Origin of the sequence: Desulfobacter vibrioformis DSM 8776 (assembly GCF_000745975.1) — a bacterium.
GTDB classification, from domain to species: Bacteria; Desulfobacterota; Desulfobacteria; order Desulfobacterales; family Desulfobacteraceae; genus Desulfobacter; species Desulfobacter vibrioformis.
In genome coordinates, this window is record NZ_JQKJ01000019.1 from 1 (window position 1) to 21,104 (window position 21,104).

The 21,104-nt window shown below is 47.7% G+C and carries 19 protein-coding genes; 7 read left to right on the top strand and 12 right to left on the bottom strand.

The window, feature by feature from the left end:
* The 8 genes from Q366_RS12665 to prmA all read right to left on the bottom strand — a co-directional run.
* Positions 1–793 (bottom strand): IS982 family transposase (locus Q366_RS12665; RefSeq protein WP_051958028.1); only part of this gene is annotated, 793 nt, incomplete at its 3' end.
* A 56-nt stretch (positions 794–849) separates the two neighbouring features.
* Complete coding sequence (locus tag Q366_RS12670) at positions 850–1,683, bottom strand: hypothetical protein (protein WP_156968171.1); 834 nt, start codon at positions 1,681–1,683, stop codon at positions 850–852.
* A gap of 415 nt (positions 1,684–2,098) precedes the next feature.
* Entirely contained in the window at positions 2,099–2,863 is a 765-nt protein-coding gene (gene hisA, locus Q366_RS12680) for a phosphoribosylformimino-5-aminoimidazole carboxamide ribotide isomerase (protein WP_035239499.1), read from the bottom strand.
* Between the two features lie 32 nt (positions 2,864–2,895).
* Complete coding sequence (locus Q366_RS12685) at positions 2,896–3,555, bottom strand: ABC-type transport auxiliary lipoprotein family protein (protein WP_035239501.1); 660 nt, start codon at positions 3,553–3,555, stop codon at positions 2,896–2,898.
* Between the two features lie 6 nt (positions 3,556–3,561).
* Entirely contained in the window at positions 3,562–4,632 is a 1,071-nt protein-coding gene (locus Q366_RS12690) for an MlaD family protein (protein WP_035239503.1), read from the bottom strand.
* A gap of 20 nt (positions 4,633–4,652) precedes the next feature.
* Complete coding sequence (locus Q366_RS12695) at positions 4,653–5,399, bottom strand: ABC transporter ATP-binding protein (RefSeq protein ID WP_035239506.1); 747 nt, start codon at positions 5,397–5,399, stop codon at positions 4,653–4,655.
* Complete coding sequence (locus Q366_RS12700; RefSeq protein ID WP_156968172.1) at positions 5,396–6,511, bottom strand: ABC transporter permease; 1,116 nt, start codon at positions 6,509–6,511, stop codon at positions 5,396–5,398. Before Q366_RS12700 ends, Q366_RS12695 begins: the two co-directional genes overlap by 4 nt.
* Positions 6,512–6,599: 88 nt before the next feature.
* Entirely contained in the window at positions 6,600–7,523 is a 924-nt protein-coding gene (prmA, locus tag Q366_RS12705; RefSeq protein WP_035239672.1) for a 50S ribosomal protein L11 methyltransferase, read from the bottom strand.
* On the opposite strand from prmA, the gene Q366_RS21320 reads away from it, so the two are divergent.
* From Q366_RS21320 to Q366_RS12720, 4 genes are all read left to right on the top strand, one after another.
* Positions 7,513–7,782 (top strand): hypothetical protein, encoded by a 270-nt coding sequence (locus Q366_RS21320; RefSeq protein ID WP_156968173.1) that lies wholly within the window; start codon positions 7,513–7,515, stop codon positions 7,780–7,782. The two genes, prmA and Q366_RS21320, sit on opposite strands and share 11 nt — an antisense overlap.
* Positions 7,783–7,851: 69 nt before the next feature.
* Positions 7,852–8,829: a phosphate/phosphite/phosphonate ABC transporter substrate-binding protein gene (locus Q366_RS12710; RefSeq protein WP_169742964.1), complete on the top strand. Its 978-nt coding sequence runs from the start codon at positions 7,852–7,854 to the stop codon at positions 8,827–8,829.
* Between the two features lie 53 nt (positions 8,830–8,882).
* Positions 8,883–11,498 carry a hybrid sensor histidine kinase/response regulator gene (locus Q366_RS20385; RefSeq protein ID WP_051958029.1) on the top strand — a complete coding sequence of 872 codons (2,616 nt, stop codon included), beginning with the start codon at positions 8,883–8,885 and terminating at the stop codon, positions 11,496–11,498.
* A 113-nt stretch (positions 11,499–11,611) separates the two neighbouring features.
* On the top strand, positions 11,612–12,436 hold the full coding sequence (locus Q366_RS12720; protein WP_035239510.1) for a sulfotransferase domain-containing protein: 825 nt from the start codon (positions 11,612–11,614) through the stop codon (positions 12,434–12,436).
* A gap of 78 nt (positions 12,437–12,514) precedes the next feature.
* On the opposite strand, the gene Q366_RS12725 is transcribed toward Q366_RS12720, so the two are convergent.
* The 4 genes from Q366_RS12725 to Q366_RS12740 form a co-directional block, all read right to left on the bottom strand.
* On the bottom strand, positions 12,515–13,024 hold the full coding sequence (locus Q366_RS12725; protein ID WP_035239512.1) for a YehS family protein: 510 nt from the start codon (positions 13,022–13,024) through the stop codon (positions 12,515–12,517).
* Positions 13,021–13,938 (bottom strand): CvfB family protein, encoded by a 918-nt coding sequence (locus tag Q366_RS12730; RefSeq protein WP_084691820.1) that lies wholly within the window; start codon positions 13,936–13,938, stop codon positions 13,021–13,023. Before Q366_RS12730 ends, Q366_RS12725 begins: the two co-directional genes overlap by 4 nt.
* Positions 13,939–14,165: 227 nt before the next feature.
* Positions 14,166–14,999 (bottom strand): transglutaminase domain-containing protein, encoded by an 834-nt coding sequence (locus Q366_RS12735; protein WP_051958030.1) that lies wholly within the window; start codon positions 14,997–14,999, stop codon positions 14,166–14,168.
* A gap of 152 nt (positions 15,000–15,151) precedes the next feature.
* The gene (locus Q366_RS12740; RefSeq protein WP_035239514.1) at positions 15,152–16,300 is read right to left on the bottom strand and encodes a GTP pyrophosphokinase; all 1,149 of its coding nucleotides are present in this window, start codon (positions 16,298–16,300) and stop codon (positions 15,152–15,154) included.
* A 358-nt stretch (positions 16,301–16,658) separates the two neighbouring features.
* On the opposite strand from Q366_RS12740, the gene Q366_RS12745 reads away from it, so the two are divergent.
* From Q366_RS12745 to Q366_RS12755, 3 genes are all read left to right on the top strand, one after another.
* Positions 16,659–18,086 (top strand): methyl-accepting chemotaxis protein, encoded by a 1,428-nt coding sequence (locus Q366_RS12745; RefSeq protein ID WP_035239517.1) that lies wholly within the window; start codon positions 16,659–16,661, stop codon positions 18,084–18,086.
* A 344-nt stretch (positions 18,087–18,430) separates the two neighbouring features.
* On the top strand, positions 18,431–19,840 hold the full coding sequence (locus tag Q366_RS12750; RefSeq protein ID WP_035239519.1) for an FAD-binding oxidoreductase: 1,410 nt from the start codon (positions 18,431–18,433) through the stop codon (positions 19,838–19,840).
* Positions 19,837–21,090, top strand: coding sequence for a (Fe-S)-binding protein (locus Q366_RS12755; protein WP_035239522.1), 1,254 nt, complete (start codon positions 19,837–19,839; stop codon positions 21,088–21,090). The genes Q366_RS12750 and Q366_RS12755 overlap by 4 nt, the downstream gene beginning before the upstream one ends.
* Positions 21,091–21,104: the final 14 nt, after the last annotated feature.

The following is a 21,104-nucleotide window of genomic DNA, read 5'->3' on the forward strand; positions in this document are numbered from 1 at the left end:
TTGTCAGATGCCACAAATCTCTTGCACGCACTTTCTCAATATTAAAGCGTTCGCAAAGTTGTCCGATTACTGTTTCGACTTCTCTGCGAACCGATGTCATAATTCGGACGGATTCTGGAGGACGGTCATCTTTCATATTCGAACGAAAAGGTGTCTGCAGATCAATGCCGTACAAAAGCAATTCGTTATGTAGAAAGTCGCTTATATAACCTTTATCCCCAATGACGAGCCCCCGGATGCCGCAAAGCATTTCCCACAAGGCATCCCGTTCCTCGGCGTTGGCAGCAGTCAGGGTGAAGGACGAAATTACACCAGAAAGGCTGATCAGCACATGGCCTTTGAATCCGTAATATTTTTCATCTTTGGCGGCACAATATCCGTATGTGGCATCACCTTTGAAAATTCGGGAAAAATAAGCCCGTTTGAAATGACATACAGGTAATGGAAAACCGTCAACAAGATGAATATTGTCATCAAAGGCTCCACATTCTTTTGCAAACCTGCGCTGAAGTTTTAATTTCCAATACCAGAGATTTGCGGCTTGGCGCGCAAAGGTTGTCCGGCAACCAAGATCGGGAAAAAAGTGTAGCCAATGACGCCGAAAGTATTCCCATATCCCCTTATCGGTGTCAATTCCGATGTATTCACCCACAATTTCCATGGTAATGACCTCGCTATCGGATAGCGAAGGAGGAAAACCCCGGCTGCGTAATTTTATACCCCGGGAAATTTCTTTCAAAGAATCATCTGTCCGACAATATATTTCAATTATAAAATCTTCTATTGACAACATAACTCTATCCTCCCTGTCTGATATTATCAGTGCCTATCGGGAATATAATCATGTTGTCAAAAAAAGTTGCACATCACGTCATTTTTAGAAAAAAAATCTTTCGATATCCCTACAATAGTAAATGCATCTATGTATGATTTGTAGTAGCGCCCCATATCATATAAAAATATGCAATACATTTTTTGAAATTGTTTTTTGTCTGTCCTAAACTCAGGATACATAGAGTTCAGTTTTTCATTAGATTTAATATAATTAACTATTAATGGCACTTCGTTTTTTTGTTCAATTTTTATCTTATTGGTTTTATTAATTTCATCTTTAATCCTCTCTACCTTAGTTGTAAGTTTCCATATTTGCGAGGGGATTTTTATTGTTTGAAAATTTATCTTTTCAGTTTTCTCTTCCAGTTCTGAAATAGCATTATCCACGTTTAATATTTTTTCCTGAAATAATTTATTCATTTTATCGTTTGCACTATCAATTTCTGCATTGAGTTTTTCAATATTTGCAACGACACAATCAAATTGTATTTTAAGTGATTGACCATTTCTAACATCAAAATAAAAAGATGATAGAAGGGTAATCAGAATAGACAAAACTACAGATGCTGCGAATATTTTTATGGACTGAGATTTGGCTTCTTTGGAAGGGACTTCAAAAAGCTCCTTAATCAACAAAGAATAGTTTGAATTCTTAAAGTTTTGAGCTAACGCCGTCTTTTCTTCAGCTATTTTTTTTTCTTCAGCTATCTTTTTTACTTCTATAGTGAGGTTTGCTATTTCATCTCTGTATTTGTCTGCTTTTCGTTGCTCTTCAACTGCTTTTCTTTGTTCTTCCTCTAACCGAGCCTTTAGTTCTTCAATTATTTCTGTGATAGGCTTATCGTTCATGAAAACTATCCCAAATAACATACAAAAATTACTGGTAATTAATTTATCCCTGGTTAATTTCAAGGCACAACAGTGAAATAGGCAGAATGGGCCAATATGGTAATAGGCAGATTCTGTCTATTCATTTTATAATTTTTATTTTCGTTTCATTTTTTCATAGCTGGATGCCCTTGCAGCTTGAAAAGTTGAATGATTTAACCGAGTTCATCCGGTTGGTAAGAAAACCAAAACCCAGATACAGTGGAAAATATCCTGACTACCACCTGGGAGGCAAGGGAAAATTTCAATTATTGGAGTTCGTTTTTTGCAAAAGGTCTGACAGCAGGCCTATTCAGCCTATGATGCAAGGCACTATATGGGTCAAAAGGCACATGACTTTGTGCTCTTATAAAAAATAGTCTTAAATATCAACGTATTATTTTTGATTCTTGTGCCATGCCACCACCTCCTGGTAAGGGATGGTGCCGCCAAATATGTCCAGGGCTGAACCGATGGTCAGGTCCACACGGCCATTGCCAAGGGTTTTTACCCGGTCCAGGTCTGCAGACCGGCTTGCTCCCCCGGCATAGGTGGCAGGGATGGGACTGTGTTCCCCTAACAGCACCACCAGTTCTTCCTGGATCCCCTGCATTTTGCCTTCCACATCCACGCCGTGGATTAAAAACTCGTCACAGAATGCGGACAGATGTTCCAGGGTGGCCGGGGTTACGGCCTTTTCTGTGAAATTTTGCCAGCGGTCTGTCACAATCCAGAACTGACCGTCCCTTTTCCGGCAGCTCAGATCCAGAACCAGGCGGTTTTTACCCACGGCATTCACCAGGGTATTGAGCTTATCCATGTCCATGCGGCCTTGGGAGAAAACATACGACGTGACGATGACATGGGATGCGCCTGCATCCAGAAAGGTATGTGCATTTCCAGGATTAATGCCGCCGCCCATCTGAAGACCGCCGGGAAAAGCCTGCAGCGCGTCAAGGGCTGATTTGGTATTTCCCGGGCCAAGGGCAATGACATGGCCGCCGGAAAGCTGGTCTGCCTGGTACATCCGTGCGAACTGTTCCGGGGTCCGGGTGCTTTCAAAATTGGTGACAAGGCTGTCCTGGGTGTTGTCGCACAGGGTGGCGCCCACAATCTGGACCACTTTGCCGTTTCGAAGATCAATGCAGGGTCGAAATTTCATATGGCATACTCAAAATAAGAAACTCAAAAAAATTATGGGTTATCCGCCGGGGCCGGCATTGTTTGAAAATCCGACAGAATATTGTTAACAATGCCGGTCAGTCCGCGGTTGAGGGCCTTTATATACCCCTTGGGGCTGGTGTCGCTGCCCAGGGGAATTTGCGCGGAATAGGTTTTTGCCAGAACCGGCGTGAACCCGTCTTTGTTCAACCGGTCAAGGTTCAGGGCCATGGCCACCACAGCCGATACCGCGGATGGGTTGCGCTGGTCACAATAAAGCGCTGTGATTTTACCCCATAACTGGAAAATATCGTCCGGAACCTGGTTTTGGGGGGCCGGTGCAAACTGAGGCGAGTTGACCAGGGCTTCAAGCATCACATCACTGATCATACGGGCCGGAGGTGTCATATAGTTGTTATAATAATCCTGGGTAAACCGGTTCTGATCCACCCGGTAGACAAATCCCGCGCCGCCGAATTCCGGTGAAATGTCCAGGCGCTTGACCACCAACGGGGCACCTGCTGACCGGTTGCCTTGGGCCGCAGGTGTGTTGCAGTCTGCACAAAGCTTGAACATCTGTTTTTCCGTGTAATCATTTTTAATCCCGCATCCGGCAAAAAAAGCTGCTGCAGTTAAGATGCAGGCCATTATCACAAAAAGGGGCAAACGCGTTAAGGGGCGATGGCAGTTCATAACGGTTTATTTCTCCTTTCCTGATGTGGATGTTTTTCTGGCAGGCGGGGCCTCCATGAGAATTCTGCCCGGGTATTCACGCAGTTCCCGGGTAAACTGGTTGAGGTTTTCTGTGGTATCCTCCAGGTTCCCGATGGTTTTCTCGATGACATCCGCATTTGTCCAGATCATGTTTTCCAGTAACCGGGATGTTTTTTCAAGGCTGGCAAGGACTGTATTCATTTTTTCGGACATGTTGGTCAATTTTCCTTCATAACCTTGTTCCAGGCCGGTGGCCATGCGCTTGAAACTGCCTGATGCCGTATTGATATCTGCCAGGGTCTGTTTGATGGGAACTTTTGCCTCCTGAACAATCTGCTTTAAATCTGCCACAGATGCGCCTGCATCGGCCAGAAGCTGTTTGACCTGGCCGGATGTCAGGATTTTGGCCAGGTCCTTATTGGTCTGGCGAAGTTCCTTGAACAGGCTTTCTGCCTGGGCAGATACTTTTGTGATATTCAGTCCCTTGAGAAGGGCTGAAAGATCCTCTTTCATCTCTTTGAAGTCCAGGGAGCCCAAGGTTTCCATTGCCTGACTCAGAGCGTCCGATACCTGTTTGATGTTGCTGGGCTGGGACGGCACATAAAGGTTTTCAGGGGTCCAGGTGATTTTAAGGTCATCTGGCCCGGGTTTTTTATAATCGGTTTCCAGGTAGGCGGAGCCGGTCAGCCCGTTAAAGGATAAAAATACGGAAAGACCGTCTTTGACTGCTTTTTTCATACGTTCCTCAGGATTTTTTCCGGTCTGCCCCACATAACAGTCTTCGGACAGGGAAAAGGTGACCAGAACGTAATTTGAGGCAATGTCATAAACCTTTGTGGGGGTGGTGATGGATTTTACAGCGCCGATTTTTACCCCTTTGTATTTAACCTCCGAGCCGATGTCCAGACCCTGGACAGATTCGTTAAAATAGGTTTCGGCAAGGGTTTCTGTCTTGAGAAACTGGCCTGCACCAAGGGCTATCAACATGGCCGCAGTCAGTGCAAAGGCCAGGATGACAAAAAGGCCGAGTTTAAAATAATTGGTTTTCTGGGTCATGGTCGGGTTCCAAAGGGGTTTTATGGGTTCCGGTTAAAAAATTTATATACATATGGATTTGACGGATCGGTTTTGAGCTTTTTGGGATCGCCCTGGGCAATGATGCCTTTTTCCGTTTTGCCCAGCATGATCACCCGGTCGGAAATGGCCAGAATGCTTTCGAGCTCATGGGTGACAATGACAAAGGTGATGTTAAGGGCCCCTGCCAGTTCCAGGATCAGGCGGTCCAGTTCGGCAGAGGTTAAGGGGTCCAGCCCGGCAGAGGGTTCGTCCAGAAACAGGATGGCCGGATCAAGGGCCATGGCCCGGGCAATGGCTGCCCTTTTTTTCATGCCGCCGCTCAGCTCGTCGGGCAGAAGATAAAGGGCATGGCCCATGTCAACCAGATCCAGTTTGACCCGGGCAATGGCTTCAATGGCTTGCCGGGGAAGATCCGTGAACTCTATCAGGGGAAGCGTGATGTTTTCCAGCACAGTCATGGAGCCGAACAGGGCCCCGTTCTGGAATGCCACGCCAATGGTGGCCAGCAGCCGGTTGCGCGCCTTTCCCCGGGCCGTTACCATATCTTCGCCATGGATGAGGATCTGGCCGGACACCGGCGGCACCAGGCCGATCATGTGTTTGAGCACCGTGCTTTTGCCGCAGCCGGAACCGCCGAGGATAACAAACACCTCACCACTTTGGATATCAAAGTTGAGATCTTCCATAATGGCGTTGTTGTTATACCCGGCAAAAAGGTGCCGGACATTGATAATGGTTTCGTTCATATGCCCAGATAATAGAAAATTACGGAAAAAACACCGTCAAATACAGCAATCAAAACGATGGAGGATACCACAGCCCTTGTGGTGGCATCTCCCACGGCAGAAGGCCCCCTCAGGGTCTGATACCCCCGGATACAGCCGGTGGCGGCAATGAGAAGGCCGAATACAAAACATTTGGCAAGGCCCCCGGCAAAGTCTTCCCAGGAGACAAATCCCACCACCTGGTTATAATAGGCGATCGGCGGGTAGCCAAGGGAAACAATGACAACCATACCGCCAAGGATGCCCACAAAATTGGAAAATACCGTTAAAAGCGGCGTGATCAGGGTGGCGGCAATGACCCGGGGCACAATCAGAAATCTGACCGGCTCCATACCCATGACCGTGAGCGCGTCAATTTCCTCGTTGATTTTCATGGTGCCGATTTCCGCAGCAAAGGCAGATGCGGACCGGCCGGCCAGCACAATGGCGGTCATCAGGGGCCCAAGCTCCCTGACCATGGCAATGCCGATGAGGTTGGCCACATATATTTCCGCGCCGAACATCCGCATGGGAATGGCGGCCTGGAAGGCCATGACCAGGCCCACGATAAATGAAATCAGCGCCACAATGGGCAGCGCGTTCACCCCGGAACGTTCCGCCACCATCCAGGTGTCTGCCCACCGGACCCGGCCTGGATTTTTTATGCAGGAAAACAGGGCCGCCGTGATCTCTCCGACCATGGTGATGAACATTTTAACATCTTCAAGGGAGGTAATCAGATCTTCACCGGTTTTTTCAATATAGGAAGTCTTTGGCGGCGGGGCTGCTGCGTCGTTTTTTGATTTTTGGGCCAGTTCCAGAAGCGGGGAAAATTCATTTTTGACCCCGGTCACAAAGCCGGGCTGTTCTGCCGGTGTGCTGCCTGCCAGTCGGCTTAAATGGGAGATAAAGGTGGCACCGGCCATGTCCATGTAATCAACGGATCCAAGATCGATCCGGATTTTTTCCTGGCCTGGGTTGTTAACCGTTTTAACTGCGGTATCCCATAACCGGGCCACGCCCGGGGCATCCAGCCGTCCTGAAAAAAGCATTGCCGTTGTGTGGTTTACGGTTTCAATGTTCAGCTCCGGCAAAATATCCCCTTGTCCCTTAATATTGTTTCTTTTATGGGCCGCACCATGTGTTACGATTCGGGGATTAAACCATGTTTATGACAGGGAATCAAGGTGTGATCAAACGAACCACCAGCGCCACCCACCCCTCCTGGTTGATTTTCCGGATGCACCTGAGGTTTTCGGCCCCAAGGGCTGCGTAAATATCCGGCACGCGCTCCTCAATGATGCCCGAAAGGATGGCAATTCCGTCCGGTGCCATGCGGGCCGCGATATCCGGCATGATGGATACGATAACCTGGGCAATGATGTTGGCGCAGATAAGGTCGTACCGGATTGCAGGTGTTTGATCCAAAGTTGCTGCCCCAAGGCCGAAATGGTCCGGTGAAATTCCGTTTTTTTCCAGATTCTGCCGGGTGATATCCACGGCCACAGGGTCCACATCAATGCCGGTCATGGCGCCCGCTCCAAGCTTTGCAGCCCCGATCATCAGTATGCCGGACCCGCACCCCACATCCAGCAGGGTTTTGCCCGGCTGTACATGTTCTTCCAAAAGGGCCAGGCACATGGATGTGGTGGGGTGGGTGCCTGTGCCGAATGCCATGCCCGGATCAATGTGGATAATAATCTCTCCGGGTGCAGGGGAATAGTCCTTCCATTCGGGTTTCACCACAATTTTGTCCGTAATCCGGGTGACGTTGAAATAGTCTTTCCAGGCATGGGCCCAGTCTTTTTCATTCACCACTTCCAATAAAATATCCACCTGGACAGCCATATCAGACAGTCCTGACAGACGTTCCTTGATTTTGGAAATCATAATATCAGAATCATCCGTATCCGGCAGGTACCCGATAATGCTGTTGTGCTCAGGCAGTTTCAGGGTACGGGTGCCGAACCCCTCATCCGGTTCGGGGATGGGAACCTCACAGATTACGCCTTTCAGGTTGAATGAAAAGAAAATATGGCAGATCACTTCTTCGGCAAGTTCAATATTGTCTGCATCAAACCGGGCAGTCACTTTTTTGAATTTCATGGTATTTTCCGTTGCTTTTTTGTTGCGGGCTTGGGGCCCATCCGGGTTATATATCAACATTATCGTTAACAATCCATACCTGCCTGGCCTAACGGTAAAGCAGGCCGTTTTTATAAAATTCATGGGACAGTGGCATGCCGCAGCAAGAGCCTGGGAAACAGGTAAAAAAGTTTCCCATCCTAATTATTATCTAATAGTTTTCTCATATTTACATGAAGATATTTCTTGGATTATCGTACCTGATTGGCTAAAAGAGTAGAGCCGTGTATAAATTCAGGAAAGGGTGGAGAGCCGCACTTTTTTATGAAAAACAATGCTGGAAAATAAGTTGATTAAAAATACATGTATTAAAAATTACCGGGTGCTTCGTCTCCTGCTGACGGTTTCAGTCATATCCTGTGCATGTATTTTTAGTCATGGCGCATTGGCCCGGGGGCAAGACAATCCCCTGGGCCGTGCAGAACCCGGGACACCTCTGGCAGGCGATGTCATCAATTTCGGTGTGGAATATCTGGAGTCCGAGGCTGTTATGAACCAGGCCTTTGTCCCACTTTTAAATTATATGGGTGAGAAGCTTGGAAAACAATTTGTCATCAACTATTTCCTTGAAGATAAAGATATTTTAACCCACCTTGTCAACGGACGTATCCAGGTGGCGCATTTTTCTTCCCAGTCCTATGCCAGAGCCCTGATGACCCATGAATCCGATGTACATTATATTGCAACCGTGAGCAATTCCGGGGATGATCCTTCTGATTTTTATTATGGATATATTTTTACCAGAAAAGATAACCCGGCCCAAAACCTTAGGGATCTGAAAGGGTATAGTTTCGGCTTTGTCAACCGGACATCGGGCAGTGGATATTACTATCCGCTGATGCTTTGCCTGAAAGCCGGGATTGATCCCCAAACGTTTTTTTCCAGAATCCTTTTTCTTGGGGAGCATCCTGATGTTACCCAATGGGTGATCAATGGAAAAGCCGATGCCGGGGCAACCTATGACGGCAATTTTCGAAACGCCATGCAGCAGTGCGGCAACTGTTTGAAAATTATTGAAAAAACCCCGCCCATCCCCAATGAACCCTGGGTGGCCGGAAAAGGCGTGTCCCGGGAAATGATAAACAAGATACAGCAGATTCTTTTGTCAATATCTTCAGACAGTTGTTCTGCAGATGGAACACCTGCCATTAATCCGGGGCTCCGGCAACAGCTTGAGATTGATTCGTTTACAGTCCATGATCCCTCCTTTTACCAGGTCGTTGTGGATATGCTCCATTACACGGAAAACATGTCCCGGGAAAACTGAAACAAATCCCAGTGACCGTTCTCCAACCGCCAAATCAGGGAGTCCGTCCGATCTTGTTTAAGCACATCACACTTAAAAAAAAGGCGGCTTTTTTTCTTTTATCCCTGTTGCTGCCCTTTTGCCTGACCCTGGTCATCACGCTCACCGTACTTTGGCAGCGCACGGATGCATTTTTTCAATCCCATTTGATGGAGGCGGAAAAGCGTGTCCAGCTCAGTCTTTGTCTGAGCCGGAAAAATACCCAGGCATGCGCCCGTCTCTTTTCCGATAACCTGCAAATCCGGCAGGGCGCTTATCTCAATGATGTGGGAACCATAAAAAGTGTTCTCCCGGATAATATCGTTTCTGAATCAGACGTGAATCATATTGCCGTATTTGACCGTGCAGGCCGGCTGCTTTACCAGGTTGCAACCTGTGCCCCTGTCATGAATTCATCCCGGTCAAAAATTTTGGCGGATGTGTTGCACGGCACGGATGTGACAATGGTCCATAAAAACGGCGACAGCTTCCTGCTTGAAACCTTTTGCCGTGTTTTTCACGCAAACCGGGAAAACATGGTGGTGGGCGCTGTCTGCGTGGGGGACCGGATCAATAATAAATTTGCCCGGTCCATTAAAAACATGTGCGGTGTGGATATTGCTTTTTTTGATGCCGGCCGGCCGGTTACGTCCTCTTTTACTGAAAGACAGGATCTTGAATCCGTTCCTTTCGGTATCCGGACGCCCACAGACATGACACAGCCCGGGAAAATTACCCTTTTTAAGGATGATTATACCTTTGATGCCGTTCCGGTTGATTTTTCACAAAACGGTTTCAACAGGCTTCAGATTTACGCAGCCCTGGATCATTCCCCCCTTAAAACTGCTTTGGGAAAAACAATCGTCACAATTCTGATTGCCTTTGTCCTGCTGGTTTCATTGGGCGCTGTCATTGCCATGGTCATCGCATCCGGGGTGGTTCAATCCATGAACAAAATCATTGGATTTGCCAGAAATTTATCTGTCAGGCAATTTGATCAACCCTTAGAGATCAACAGCAAAGATGAATTCGCAGAAGTGGCCGCAGCCTTTAATCTCATGTCCCGGCGGCTGAAAAAAAGTTTTGAGCAGATCGAAAACCAGGCCAATGAAATCGAAAAAGCAAAAACCTACCTGAATAATATCATCAATGCCATGCCCCTGATGCTTATCGGGGTCAGCCGGACCGGGAACATCATGTTTTTGAACCAGGAGGCAAAAACATTTTTTTGTGAATACCTTGGTGACGAAAAAGCCTTTTGTGCGACGTCATACCAGGAATTGCTGAAGCATTGCGATGCAAAAAGCCTGGATGAAATAGACCGGGCCGTAACACAGGTTGTTCCCCTGCGGCTGGAGTCGGTTGCCTGCCGGAAAGGCAAAGAAACCCTTTTTCACCGGGTCGCTGTTTTTCCTGTAACGGCAAGTGGTGACAGTTTTGCAATGATTTGCCTTGAGGATACCACCGGACAGCACCTCATGGAGACCCGGCTGCATCAGGCCCAGAAAATGGAGGCCATGGGGCGGCTTGCCGGCGGCATTGCCCATGATTTTAATAATATTTTATCCGGTATTTTCGGATACACCAAACTGGCACAGATGGATGCCCAGGGCCAAAATAATATTCTGGGCAGCCTGGACAATATTTTTACGGCCGGGCAACGGGCCGCGGACCTGATTCGGCAGATATTGACCTTCACCAGACAGACACGTCCCCGGAAAAGCCACATCAAAATCAGGATCGTGGTGAAGGAGGCGTTAAAACTGCTGAAATCCGCTTTACCCGCCGACATTGAAATCCGGGAAAAAATTGAATCCCATTCGACTATCCTGGCAGATGCCACCCAGATGCATCAGATTGTCATGAACCTTTGTACCAATGCCTATGCTGCCATGGCCGAAGTCCGGGGGACCCTTACGGTAACGCTGACGGACATTATCTTTCCCGATATTGGGGTTCAAGCCGGACTTTCCTGTCAGATTCCCGATGGCGCTTATGTCCGGCTCGAGGTGATTGATACCGGCCATGGTATGAATGAAGATACGCTTGAAAAAGCATTTGAACCCTATTTTACCACCAGGGAACACGGCAAGGGAACGGGATTGGGGCTGACACTTGTGCATTCCATCGTGGCGGAGCACCAGGGATTCCTTGATGTGGCCAGTACGCCGGGAAAAGGCACCCGGTTTCAACTCTTTTTTCCCATGAGTACCAGACCCCTGCCTGCCACGGTTGCAGTCCCGGAGCAGGCAGCCTCTCTGCATGGTACGGAAAAGGTGCTGCTTGTCGAGGATGAAGAAGATGTGCGAAAGTCCACGGCAGAACTTCTTCAGCATTACGGCTACCGGATTGAGGCGTGTGAAGACGGTGAGCAGGCGGTAAAGATATTCTGCGTGGATCCTGCGGATTACGACCTTGTGATCACAGACATGAATATGCCGAAAATGAGGGGAGATGCCCTGGCAAAGGAGATCCTTGCCATCCGTCCGGATATGGACATTATCCTTTTAACGGGGTACAGCCGGTCATTCTCCAGAGAAAAAGCCTATGCCATAGGAATACGGGCATATCTGGAAAAACCGGTGACTGCGGAATTTTTGATGAAAACCATTCGCCAGATTCGTTTGAATGCCAACGCCGGGGTGAAATAGAACTGCGGAAGAATTTGGCGGTTTATTCCTTTTTTTGTTTGAAATACCATAAATCAGAATGGGTTTTGTTTTTCCTTTTAGCATTTTCCAGCAGGTCATGCTAAGAAAGATACATGAGCTTCGCTGCCTTTATAATTTCAACCGGACGCTGCGGTACGCAATGGATTGCTGCGGCCTTGTCAAATTTATGTTCGGACTGTATTACTGTTGAACACGAACCACTCCAGAGCCGTTATGAGTCTCGTAAGACACTTGAGAGATTTAATTTAAAAAAGCCCCTTGATTCACTGCCGTCAGAAGTGCTCAGCCACATGCAAGATATTGAGGCGCAAATAGCTATCCAGCCATATATTGAATGTGGTCATCCAAGTTGGAGCACAATCCCATACCTTGCGGAACGTTTTGATTCCCGTATTCGGATTATTCACCTTACCAGGCACCCGGTGCCAACATGTTGTTCCTGGTTAACTCACTCTGCATTTCAGAAACCGATATTATCACACATTCCGGAAAAAATTCTTCTGTCACCGTTTGATCCTGGAACCCGATTTAAAGAGTATTGTGAGGTGTGGGATAAGCTGATCCCTTTTGAAAAGTGTTTGTTTTACTGGAGTGAGGTGCATGCCTTTGCTTTGGAACTGCAGAATCGTCTGAATGTTCCATGGCTGCATATACGATATGAAGATATGTTTAAAAATCAGGACATCTCTGAGATTCTCGACTTCCTGAATTTGCCTGTGGATGAAAAAAGTCTGAGTTTTCAATCTCAGAGGGTAGATAAATTTCAGTATATTTCTCCAGTATGGCAGGATTGGAGAATCATACATAAGCATCCTTGCGCACTGTCAATCGCAGAGACTTTTGGGTATGATATGAACGGAATTGATGAAGAACAATTGGCGCGCCGCTATCTTATGGGCAAACAAGAAGAATTTTAAAATCATCACAAGCATCATCTGTCAAAAATCTGTCAAGCCCTGAAGGATGACATAAAAAAGCAAACAAAATTGGGAGATTTATTTTTTGCCCGGTCCCTTGCCCCAGGGGTCGGAAGAGTTATTATCCGTTCCGGGCCTTAACTCAAGTTGAAGTCCTTTTAAAAAATTACGTAACACTTGATCTTTGCATTCCCTGTAATGCTTATGCCCGGGTTTTCGGAAAAAAGCGCTTAATTCATGTTTGCTGATTCGCAAACCTGCCAAGGATAGGACCCTGACCATATCATCAGCCTGGAAGTTTACAGCAATCTCCAGCTTTTTTAAAATAGCGTTATTGGTTAATGTCTGTTCAGACTCAGGTTGAGCGCCTTCTTTTTTCCCCCGTTTATGATTGATCAATCCATTCAAAAACGCCGCCATATCTGTATCCGTGCATTTTTTACAGGCAGGATCATCATCTTTTCTAAGCAAGTCAATGACCTGGACCCGTGACATCTGCTGCCCGGCCTGTTCAAAAATTGCGATCATATCTGAATTACTAAAATCAAAAATATATCTAATCCTGCGTAAAATATCATTTCTATTCATTTTAATAGGCCAATCCCGTTGTCTTTTAATTCGATCATTCTTTTTTTATACAGAGTTCCCACAGCCCTTTTGAATTCTTTCTTGCTCATGGAAAACCGCTTGCGGATCGCTTCAGGAGAACTTTTATCATGGCAAGGGATAAACCCTCCGGATTGATTTAGCCGGTATAAAATAACCTCCGCAGATTTGGGAACCGATGAATACCCGGGTTTTTTCATGCTCAGATCAATTTTCCCGTCTTCACGGATCCGCATGATATACCCTTTGCACGTATCCCCAATAGATAATTTTTGATAGGTTTCATTCAAGTACATCATTCCATAGTATCGATTATCAACAACAGCCATGATCCCAATGGTCGTAATAGAATGAACCATTAAATCAACCTGCTGTCCGACTTTCAGATCCCGGGTATTTTTATCACAGTTGGCAGAAATTTGGGTTGTACCATAAACCCTGTGTGTTCTGTTATCCTGGCAGATTTTGACTAAATATTTTTTCCCGGGCTCCATCCTGGTCTGATGCTCATTTTTGGGCACCAGCAAATCTTTTTCCAGTCCCCAATCCATGAAGGTGCCAAAAGGAGCAACGTCTTTTGCGATTAAAAAAACAAAATCACCCACCACACCGGCAGGCTTTAAAGTGGTTGCCACCAGACGGTCTTCTGAATCAGTGTACACAAACACATCAAGGGAATCGCCAATTGACAGGCCCTTTGGAACATATTTATTGGGCAGAAGAACCCGGTCATCTTCAGTGCCTAAATACATGCCAAAATCTGACCCGGCTTGAACGACCAGTCGATTATATCTTCCGATTTTGATACGGGTCTTAAGTTCTGGTCTGCTTAATTTGCCTGCATGCTGTTTTGAATGATCCCATACATTTTTAAAATTTGGTTTTTTACCTGGCATTAAGGATTCCTCTTTGTGAAAATTTTTCCGGCATCATATCATACAAATTACGTTCTTGATACATGCCTCGTTTGGGAACGATTCCCGCAGGCCAAAGGTACCGATAAATCCAGAGTCATTTTGAACCGTAATTATGGATCAGATCGGACAGGCGGGCATGTGCAGAACTGCGGCAGATCCTACCGGAGATGGAATACGTTTTGGGCAGGAAGTGCTGCGCCTCCGGTTCAGCCCCAATGCGCCGGCGATCCAGGCCCGTGCAATCCGGAAAATTCACCAACCGGGCGTTGAACCTGAACGTTCATATTTAATAATTCCACTGGATCGCCAAATTGGGTGTAGACAGCAACATCGGCCGCATCCCGACCAAAAGCGATGGCAATACGGCCGCCTTTCAGATCGGATTGCGTCGGATCGAATGTGTACCACCGATTGCCAGCATATGCCTCGAACCAGGCATGCAGATCCATGGGTTCAAGGGTCTCAAGGTACCCCACGACCATGCGGGCAGGTATTGACAGGGCTCTGCAGCAGGCAATGCCCAAATGGGCCATGTCCCGGCAGACGCCGTACCCAAGCTGATTGACTTCACAGGCACTTATTATCTGTTGTCCAAGACCCGGTGTATACTGTATCGAATCCCGGATATAATTAACAATGGCACTGCATTGATCGTATCCTGAAAAATGGCCCGTTGTCACCGATGCCGCCATTTGTGTAAACCGATCCGATTCACAATACCGGCTTGGGTACAGGAAGGGCAAAACACCATCCGGTAACTTCTGCACCTCGATAAACGGTGCGCCCGGCGCGGTATCGGCGGCCTCTGCCGTTTCGATATCAACGGAGGTACTGACTGAAAAATACCCGGCCGGTGCAACTATTCTTTGACACAGATTGCCGAACGAATCAGTGAACTCCACCGCCGGTACGCTGGGGGACAGAATATACGTTTCACGGGCAATCCATTGCTGGCATCCACTGCGGGGGCGAAGCATCAGCAGAAATGGGGTTGGAACCGATATTTTAAATTCAATCAGACAGGATGCGTTTAACCACATGCTAGAGACTCCTTAACCAATCCTTAAATTGAGCAGTAATGCTCCCCATGGGCCGCAAACCCACAACGAACAATGAAACTAAAAACACCGACAATGCGGGGCTAAAATAAGCGCTCCAGACGCTTCGCCCTCTTGTTTCCTGTATCTTGTTTCTAGTTTCTCATAAAACGACAACGATCTTTTCTCCATTTCAACGTGGATCTCAATCCTTCCTTTGCAACCATTGAGCCTTCGATCTCATCAAAAAATGCAAAATTTACCGCATTGATGATATCAATGTTTATGGCGTTGCTGTCCTTGAATGGTTCTTTATTCAAAACTTCTTGGAAAATAGTTCGAAAATCATTCAGCCGGCGCTTTTTGAACATTCTCCGAAAAAAACGCTTAGAGCGCTGGGAGTATCCTAATTTATTGAGCCGCTTCATGATATACGCAAGCGTTCTGTCTGTCACTTTAAACCCAAAAGTCTCTTCCAATACCGATTTAAGCGCCGGGGGAACATTCAATTGGTCAGCAAAACCAGTGGTTTTCTCTCTTCCCCTATGGTCAGGATCGCTTGAAAGCGTACTCTTTCCACTGGCCGTCAGTGCCCCTGCGGCCCGGTGCGCCTCTACTTGCCGGCACAATTGCTCGGCCTGCATGGCGGCAGCCTGCAGATAAGCACTTAGATTATAAAACCCTGAATGTATATGTTCCGGAAGTGATTCCCCGATTCGGGTGTATTTATATCTGTATTTATGGTCAATTTCCCCCCATGCCTCCTCAAGAATTGTCCGCAATTGCAATTCAATCTGAATTTTTTTAAACACGTCGCCTGCATCTGAATTCTCGCCCAGTCTGACCTGATAATGAATTGAAGAATAGCCGCTATATTGAAGATTGATATCTTGTGGGGCAGCTTCACCAGGCTCTATCGGTAAAACAAATGATCTCTTATAATCGGGGTCTTGTAAAAAGTTTAGTATTTTCTCTTCAACCAGAAATTCAAGATATTCTTCGACTTTTACAATGTCAGAAAGGCGCAGACAGATAATCCGAACGCCAATTATATCCCCAATTCTTTCATAAAAATTTTTGTGTGTGACAGGCGCTTTATCAGGGTCAGAACAGGCATTTTCCTGGTCGATTTTTTCAATAAGCCTTGATTCACCTTTGATTCGATACAGGATCGTATGGATACTTTCCTTTGGTGCTGAAGGATCATCGCTTATTAGCCGGACAATGTACTCAGCAAGTTTTTTGTATATCTCTTTCTCCTTGAGAAAAGTGATCAGTAAATTGTCCCTTTGCTGTTTTCTCAATCGCTAAGTCCTTTTTAATCAGTTACATAAAGACTGAGTTGCATGATAGGCTTATACATATACGTATGCAAGATATTTAAATACAGGTACATGAGTTCAGCCGGAGCCTGCGGCGCAGCAATCTCCATCAAGCCTGACCACGGTCCTTGGGCCTCTTTGAGCTGAAATGACAATTATGAAATTTTATTAGGGAAAATATACCGATAATTGTAAGAAAGAAAAAAGAATCGCCAACTGAAATTTAAAAAGTAAATAATATCAATGTGTTAGTTATCTTATGATTTGGTATTTAAATTGCATATTATTGGTATCTAATTTGCATATTAGAAGAAGAAAGCTAATCCAAAAGGAGGTGATCATGTTTCTGGGGTTTATGAGAGAAAAACCGATTGGATCAAAAAATACAAATATGGCAGAGATTAAAAAGCGACTGGATCAGACCTGGAATCTGGCTGACAAGCATTTTTTAAGCAAATTCGGGGTTGATTCCCAAGTACAATCAATTTTCAGTCTGGTATTTGGCAAACTGAATCATATAATGACCAATACGATGAAAAGCGTGGTGGCACTTGCCTCGTTGGGGCCGGATCTGTTCAGGATATCCGGTGATTTTAAAAATAAAGCCCGGCTGCAAAGCGAAAAAGCCAATGAAATCTCAAGCGCTGACAGAAGGATTTCCCAAGGTATAGAAAAAATATCCGATCGCGCCCAGGATTTAACACAAGCGTTTTCAGGAATCGAAAAAGAGGTTACCCATGCCCTTAATAAAGGGGATCTATCCATGGCGGTTTTTTCCGATATTCAAGAACAGGTCACCGTATTAGTAGACGCCATCCAGGTACTCAAAGAGAACTCGGATTCTATCAGTTCCATTATTGACGTGATAAACAATATCTCTGATGAAACCAATATTTTATCTTTAAACGCCAGAATAGAAGCGGCAAGAAGCCACGAAGACGGCCGGGGGTTCAAAGTGATTGCAGAAGAAGTTGGAAGCCTGGCCCACCAGTCAAAAAGTGCCACCCAGGATATTCAAACCCGTCTTAATATTTTGCAGGAAAAAATTGCGCGAACCGTGGATGCGGCAGGACAGGTGGCCCAAAATGTAACCGGATGCGAGCAGCAGATTAATGAAGCCAATGCCGCCTTGAATAGTGTCTGTTCCCGGTTTGGCGCCCTTTCCGAAAATCTTGCTGAAATCAGTGAGGCTGCAGAACGCCAGGCCGAGGACGTTAGGCAGGTTTCGGCAAATGTTGTTGAAATTGAAGCCGCTCTGGCCGATCAGGTAACGGATGCTGACACGATCTTTGGTATTGCGGAGCAAGTCAATACCGTGTGTGACGAAATAGTTCTGAGCACCGGCGTGTTTCATCTGGCCGGCCACCAAAAAGCCGGGCAAGCCGCTGAAAAGGCTTCAGAAGAAGCGGCAATTCGGGCAGGTTCCAGAAAAGATCGGGATGCGGCACTGGTTCGCCTTCTGGACCGGATGCCCTTTGCGGAGCTGGCTTATGTCACAGACGCTGCGGGAAAGCAGGTTTCTTCCAATATTTATGCCCGGGCACTGGCAGATCAGGAAGGGCTGGAGGAGGGGTATGAAAAAAATTGGCGGGAAAAAGTGTGGTTCACCACACCGGCCAGCACGGGTGACACCTTTATTTCAGAGGTCTATCGGTCTGCTGCAACCCAGGCGTTTTGTTTTACCGTGTCTATCCCTTTAAAAGAAAATGACCGGTTTGCCGGGGTTCTTGGCATCGACATTAATGTAAAAGATATGCTCAACATATAAAATTTTGTCCTGGGGTGTCTAAATTTTCGAGCTCAGTTTGCCCATGATTTGTACCCCGATTTAAATTTGAATATCATCTTAACTTTATGACATTACCTGTAAAGTAGTCCAGAAAATAGAAATTTTTATTTCCTAAAACCTAAAACTTAAAACTTAACAACCCACCCAAAGAGTGATAATTTAAAAGAGCTGACCTAAATTATATTCAACCTTATAAAGCTATATATTTAAATGAGTTACACACTAATCCGCCATAAGCCATTCACGCGCTTAAAAAAAAGACAAGGCCGCTCAAACGGTAAAAAGAATGGAAATTTATCCGGTTTTAATCAGGAAGCTGATCTATGATATCAAAAAGAATGATCCAGGAGTTCAAAGAGATCTGCGGCTCTGAATTTGTCAGCAGCGACAAGGCCAATCGCATCCTGCACAGCTATGATGCCACACGCAAACAATTTCTTCCGGATATCGTGGTGCATCCCGCCGATGCCCGGGCCGTATCCCGGATCATGACACTTGCCCACCACCACCGTATCCCGGTTTACCCCAGAGGTTCCGGCACCGGGTTCACCGGCGGTGCCCTGCCGGTCTGCGGGGGGATAGTTATGGGCATGAGCCGGATGAACCGTATCCTCGACATTGACCAGGAAAATCTTGTGGCCGTGGTGGAACCCGGTGTAGTGACCGGGGATTTCCAAAAGGCCGTGGAGGCGCTGGGGCTGTTTTATCCTCCGGATCCGGCATCCCTGAAAGTCTCCAGCCTGGGGGGAAACGTGGCCGAATGCGCAGGTGGCCCCCGGTGTGTCAAGTACGGGGTAACCAAGGACTATGTCATCGGCCTGGAGGTGGTGACGCCCACAGGCGACCGTATTGAAACCGGAGGCACCACCATGAAGGGGGTGGTGGGCTACGATCTGACCAAACTCTTCTGCGGTTCAGAAGGCACCCTGGCCGTCATCACCAAGATTATTCTCAAGCTGCTTCCCAAACCCCAGGCCAAGAAGACGATGCTGGTGGTGTTTGATGCCATTGACGGTGCTGCCAAGGCGGTATCCGCCATTATCCGTGAAAAGATCATTCCCGCCACCCTGGAATTTATGGACGGCCGGACCCTGGACTGTCTCAGGCAGACCGCCGGGCTGTCCATGCCCCAAGCCGCCAGAGCAGCCCTAATTATAGAAGTGGACGGAGACAGGGAGTTTCTGGACAAGCAGACCCAAAGGATTCTGACGGTGATTGAATCCCTGGGCGTTCTGGAGAACCGGGTAGCCAATACGTTTGAGGAAAGCGAAGAGATCTGGAAGATCCGCAGGGCAGTATCCCCCTCATTGAGAAAGCTTGGACCGGACAAGTACAACGAAGATATCTGCGTACCCAGGGCCAGGCTGCCGGAGATGATCCGCCGGATCGAAAAGATTGCCGACCTTTATAACCTGCCCATCGTGAACTTCGGACATGCCGGCGACGGAAATATCCACGTCAATATCATCGCGGACAAATCCGATGCGGAACAGAAGATCAAGGCGGCGCATGCCATTGAGGCGCTGTTCCGGGCCACGATAGAGCTGGGCGGAACCATGAGCGGAGAACACGGCGTTGGCATCATGAAGGCCCCCTACCTTTCCCTTGAGCTGTCCACCGAGTCCATCCGTTACATGAAAATACTTAAAAAAGCCCTTGACCCGCACAATATTCTCAATCCGGGCAAAATTTTTCCAGACGCTGCCTGCCCGCCTCCCGGAGAGATGGAATGAAGGATCTGAAACAATACCGGGAGTGGTTTCAGGCCTGTGTCAAGTGCGGTGCCTGCCGGGCCACATGCCCGGTCTTCAAGGCTGAGAACCAGGAAGGCGGTGTGGCCCGGGGGAAAATTGCCCTTGCCCAGGCCATGATGGACGGGCAACTCTTTGCCGAAGACGGGCTGATCCATGACCTGTCCCAGTGCCTGCTGTGCGGCAGTTGCACCCACCTGTGCCCCAACCAGGTGCCCACCCCGGATATCGTGGCGGCGGCCCGCATGGAGGTCGCTCAGAAAAATGGGCTGTCCGGATTGGGAAGAGGCGTAGCTGCCTTGCTGACGCATAAAAAGGCCATGGACTGGATGAGTAAAAGCGGGGATCTGGCCTCCCGGCTCCTGTGCCGCCAGATTCCTGAAACAAGCGGCCTGAGACTGCGGTTTCCGCTGCCGGGCATCCCCAGGACGCGCACCTTTCCCAAACCGTCATTCAAACCCTTTTTGAAACGGGAGATCCGGCAGACGCCTTCCCGTTCAACAAGCCCCAAGGTGCTTTTTTTCACCGGCTGCGGTATCAATTACCTGTATCCTGAAATCGGTGAGTACCTGGTCCGTATTCTCAACTTTATGGGGATCCATGTGACCCTCACAGACGAACAGGTCTGCTGCGGGCTTCCCGCCCTGTCCGCCGGTGCGGGAGAGGCGGTGGAAACCCTTGCCGGAAAAAATTTGAAGGCCTTGAAAATCCACGCCTTTGACTATGTGCTCACGGCCTGTGCCTCCTGCCACGGGACCCTGGCCGGGATTTACCCCGCCCTGGGACCTGACTATCAGCCCTTTGCCCAAAAAACCCGGGACATCATGGATTTTTTGATGGATATGGACCTGGCAGGCAGGCTTTCGTCTATTCCCCGGTCAGAGGCCCGGGTCAAGGTAACCTACCACGACCCCTGCCATCTGCGAAATTACGGCCTGACCCGGGCCCCCAGGCAGATCCTTTCCGCGTTACCCCAGGTTGACTATGTTGAGATGGCGGATGCGGCAACCTGTTGCGGTCTGGGCGGCACCTTCTCCGTACACCATTACGAAACCAGTCAAAAGATCGGCACCCAAAAGGCCAAGCATGTGGCCCAAAGCGGGGCCAAAATTGTGGCAACGGCCTGTCCGGGATGCATAATTCAGCTCCAGGACAGCCTTAACCGCAAAAATATTCCTGCCAGGGCGGCCCACCTTCTGGAACTGGCCTGCCAGGCACTGCCCATCAAATAACGCGATGTTTGAAC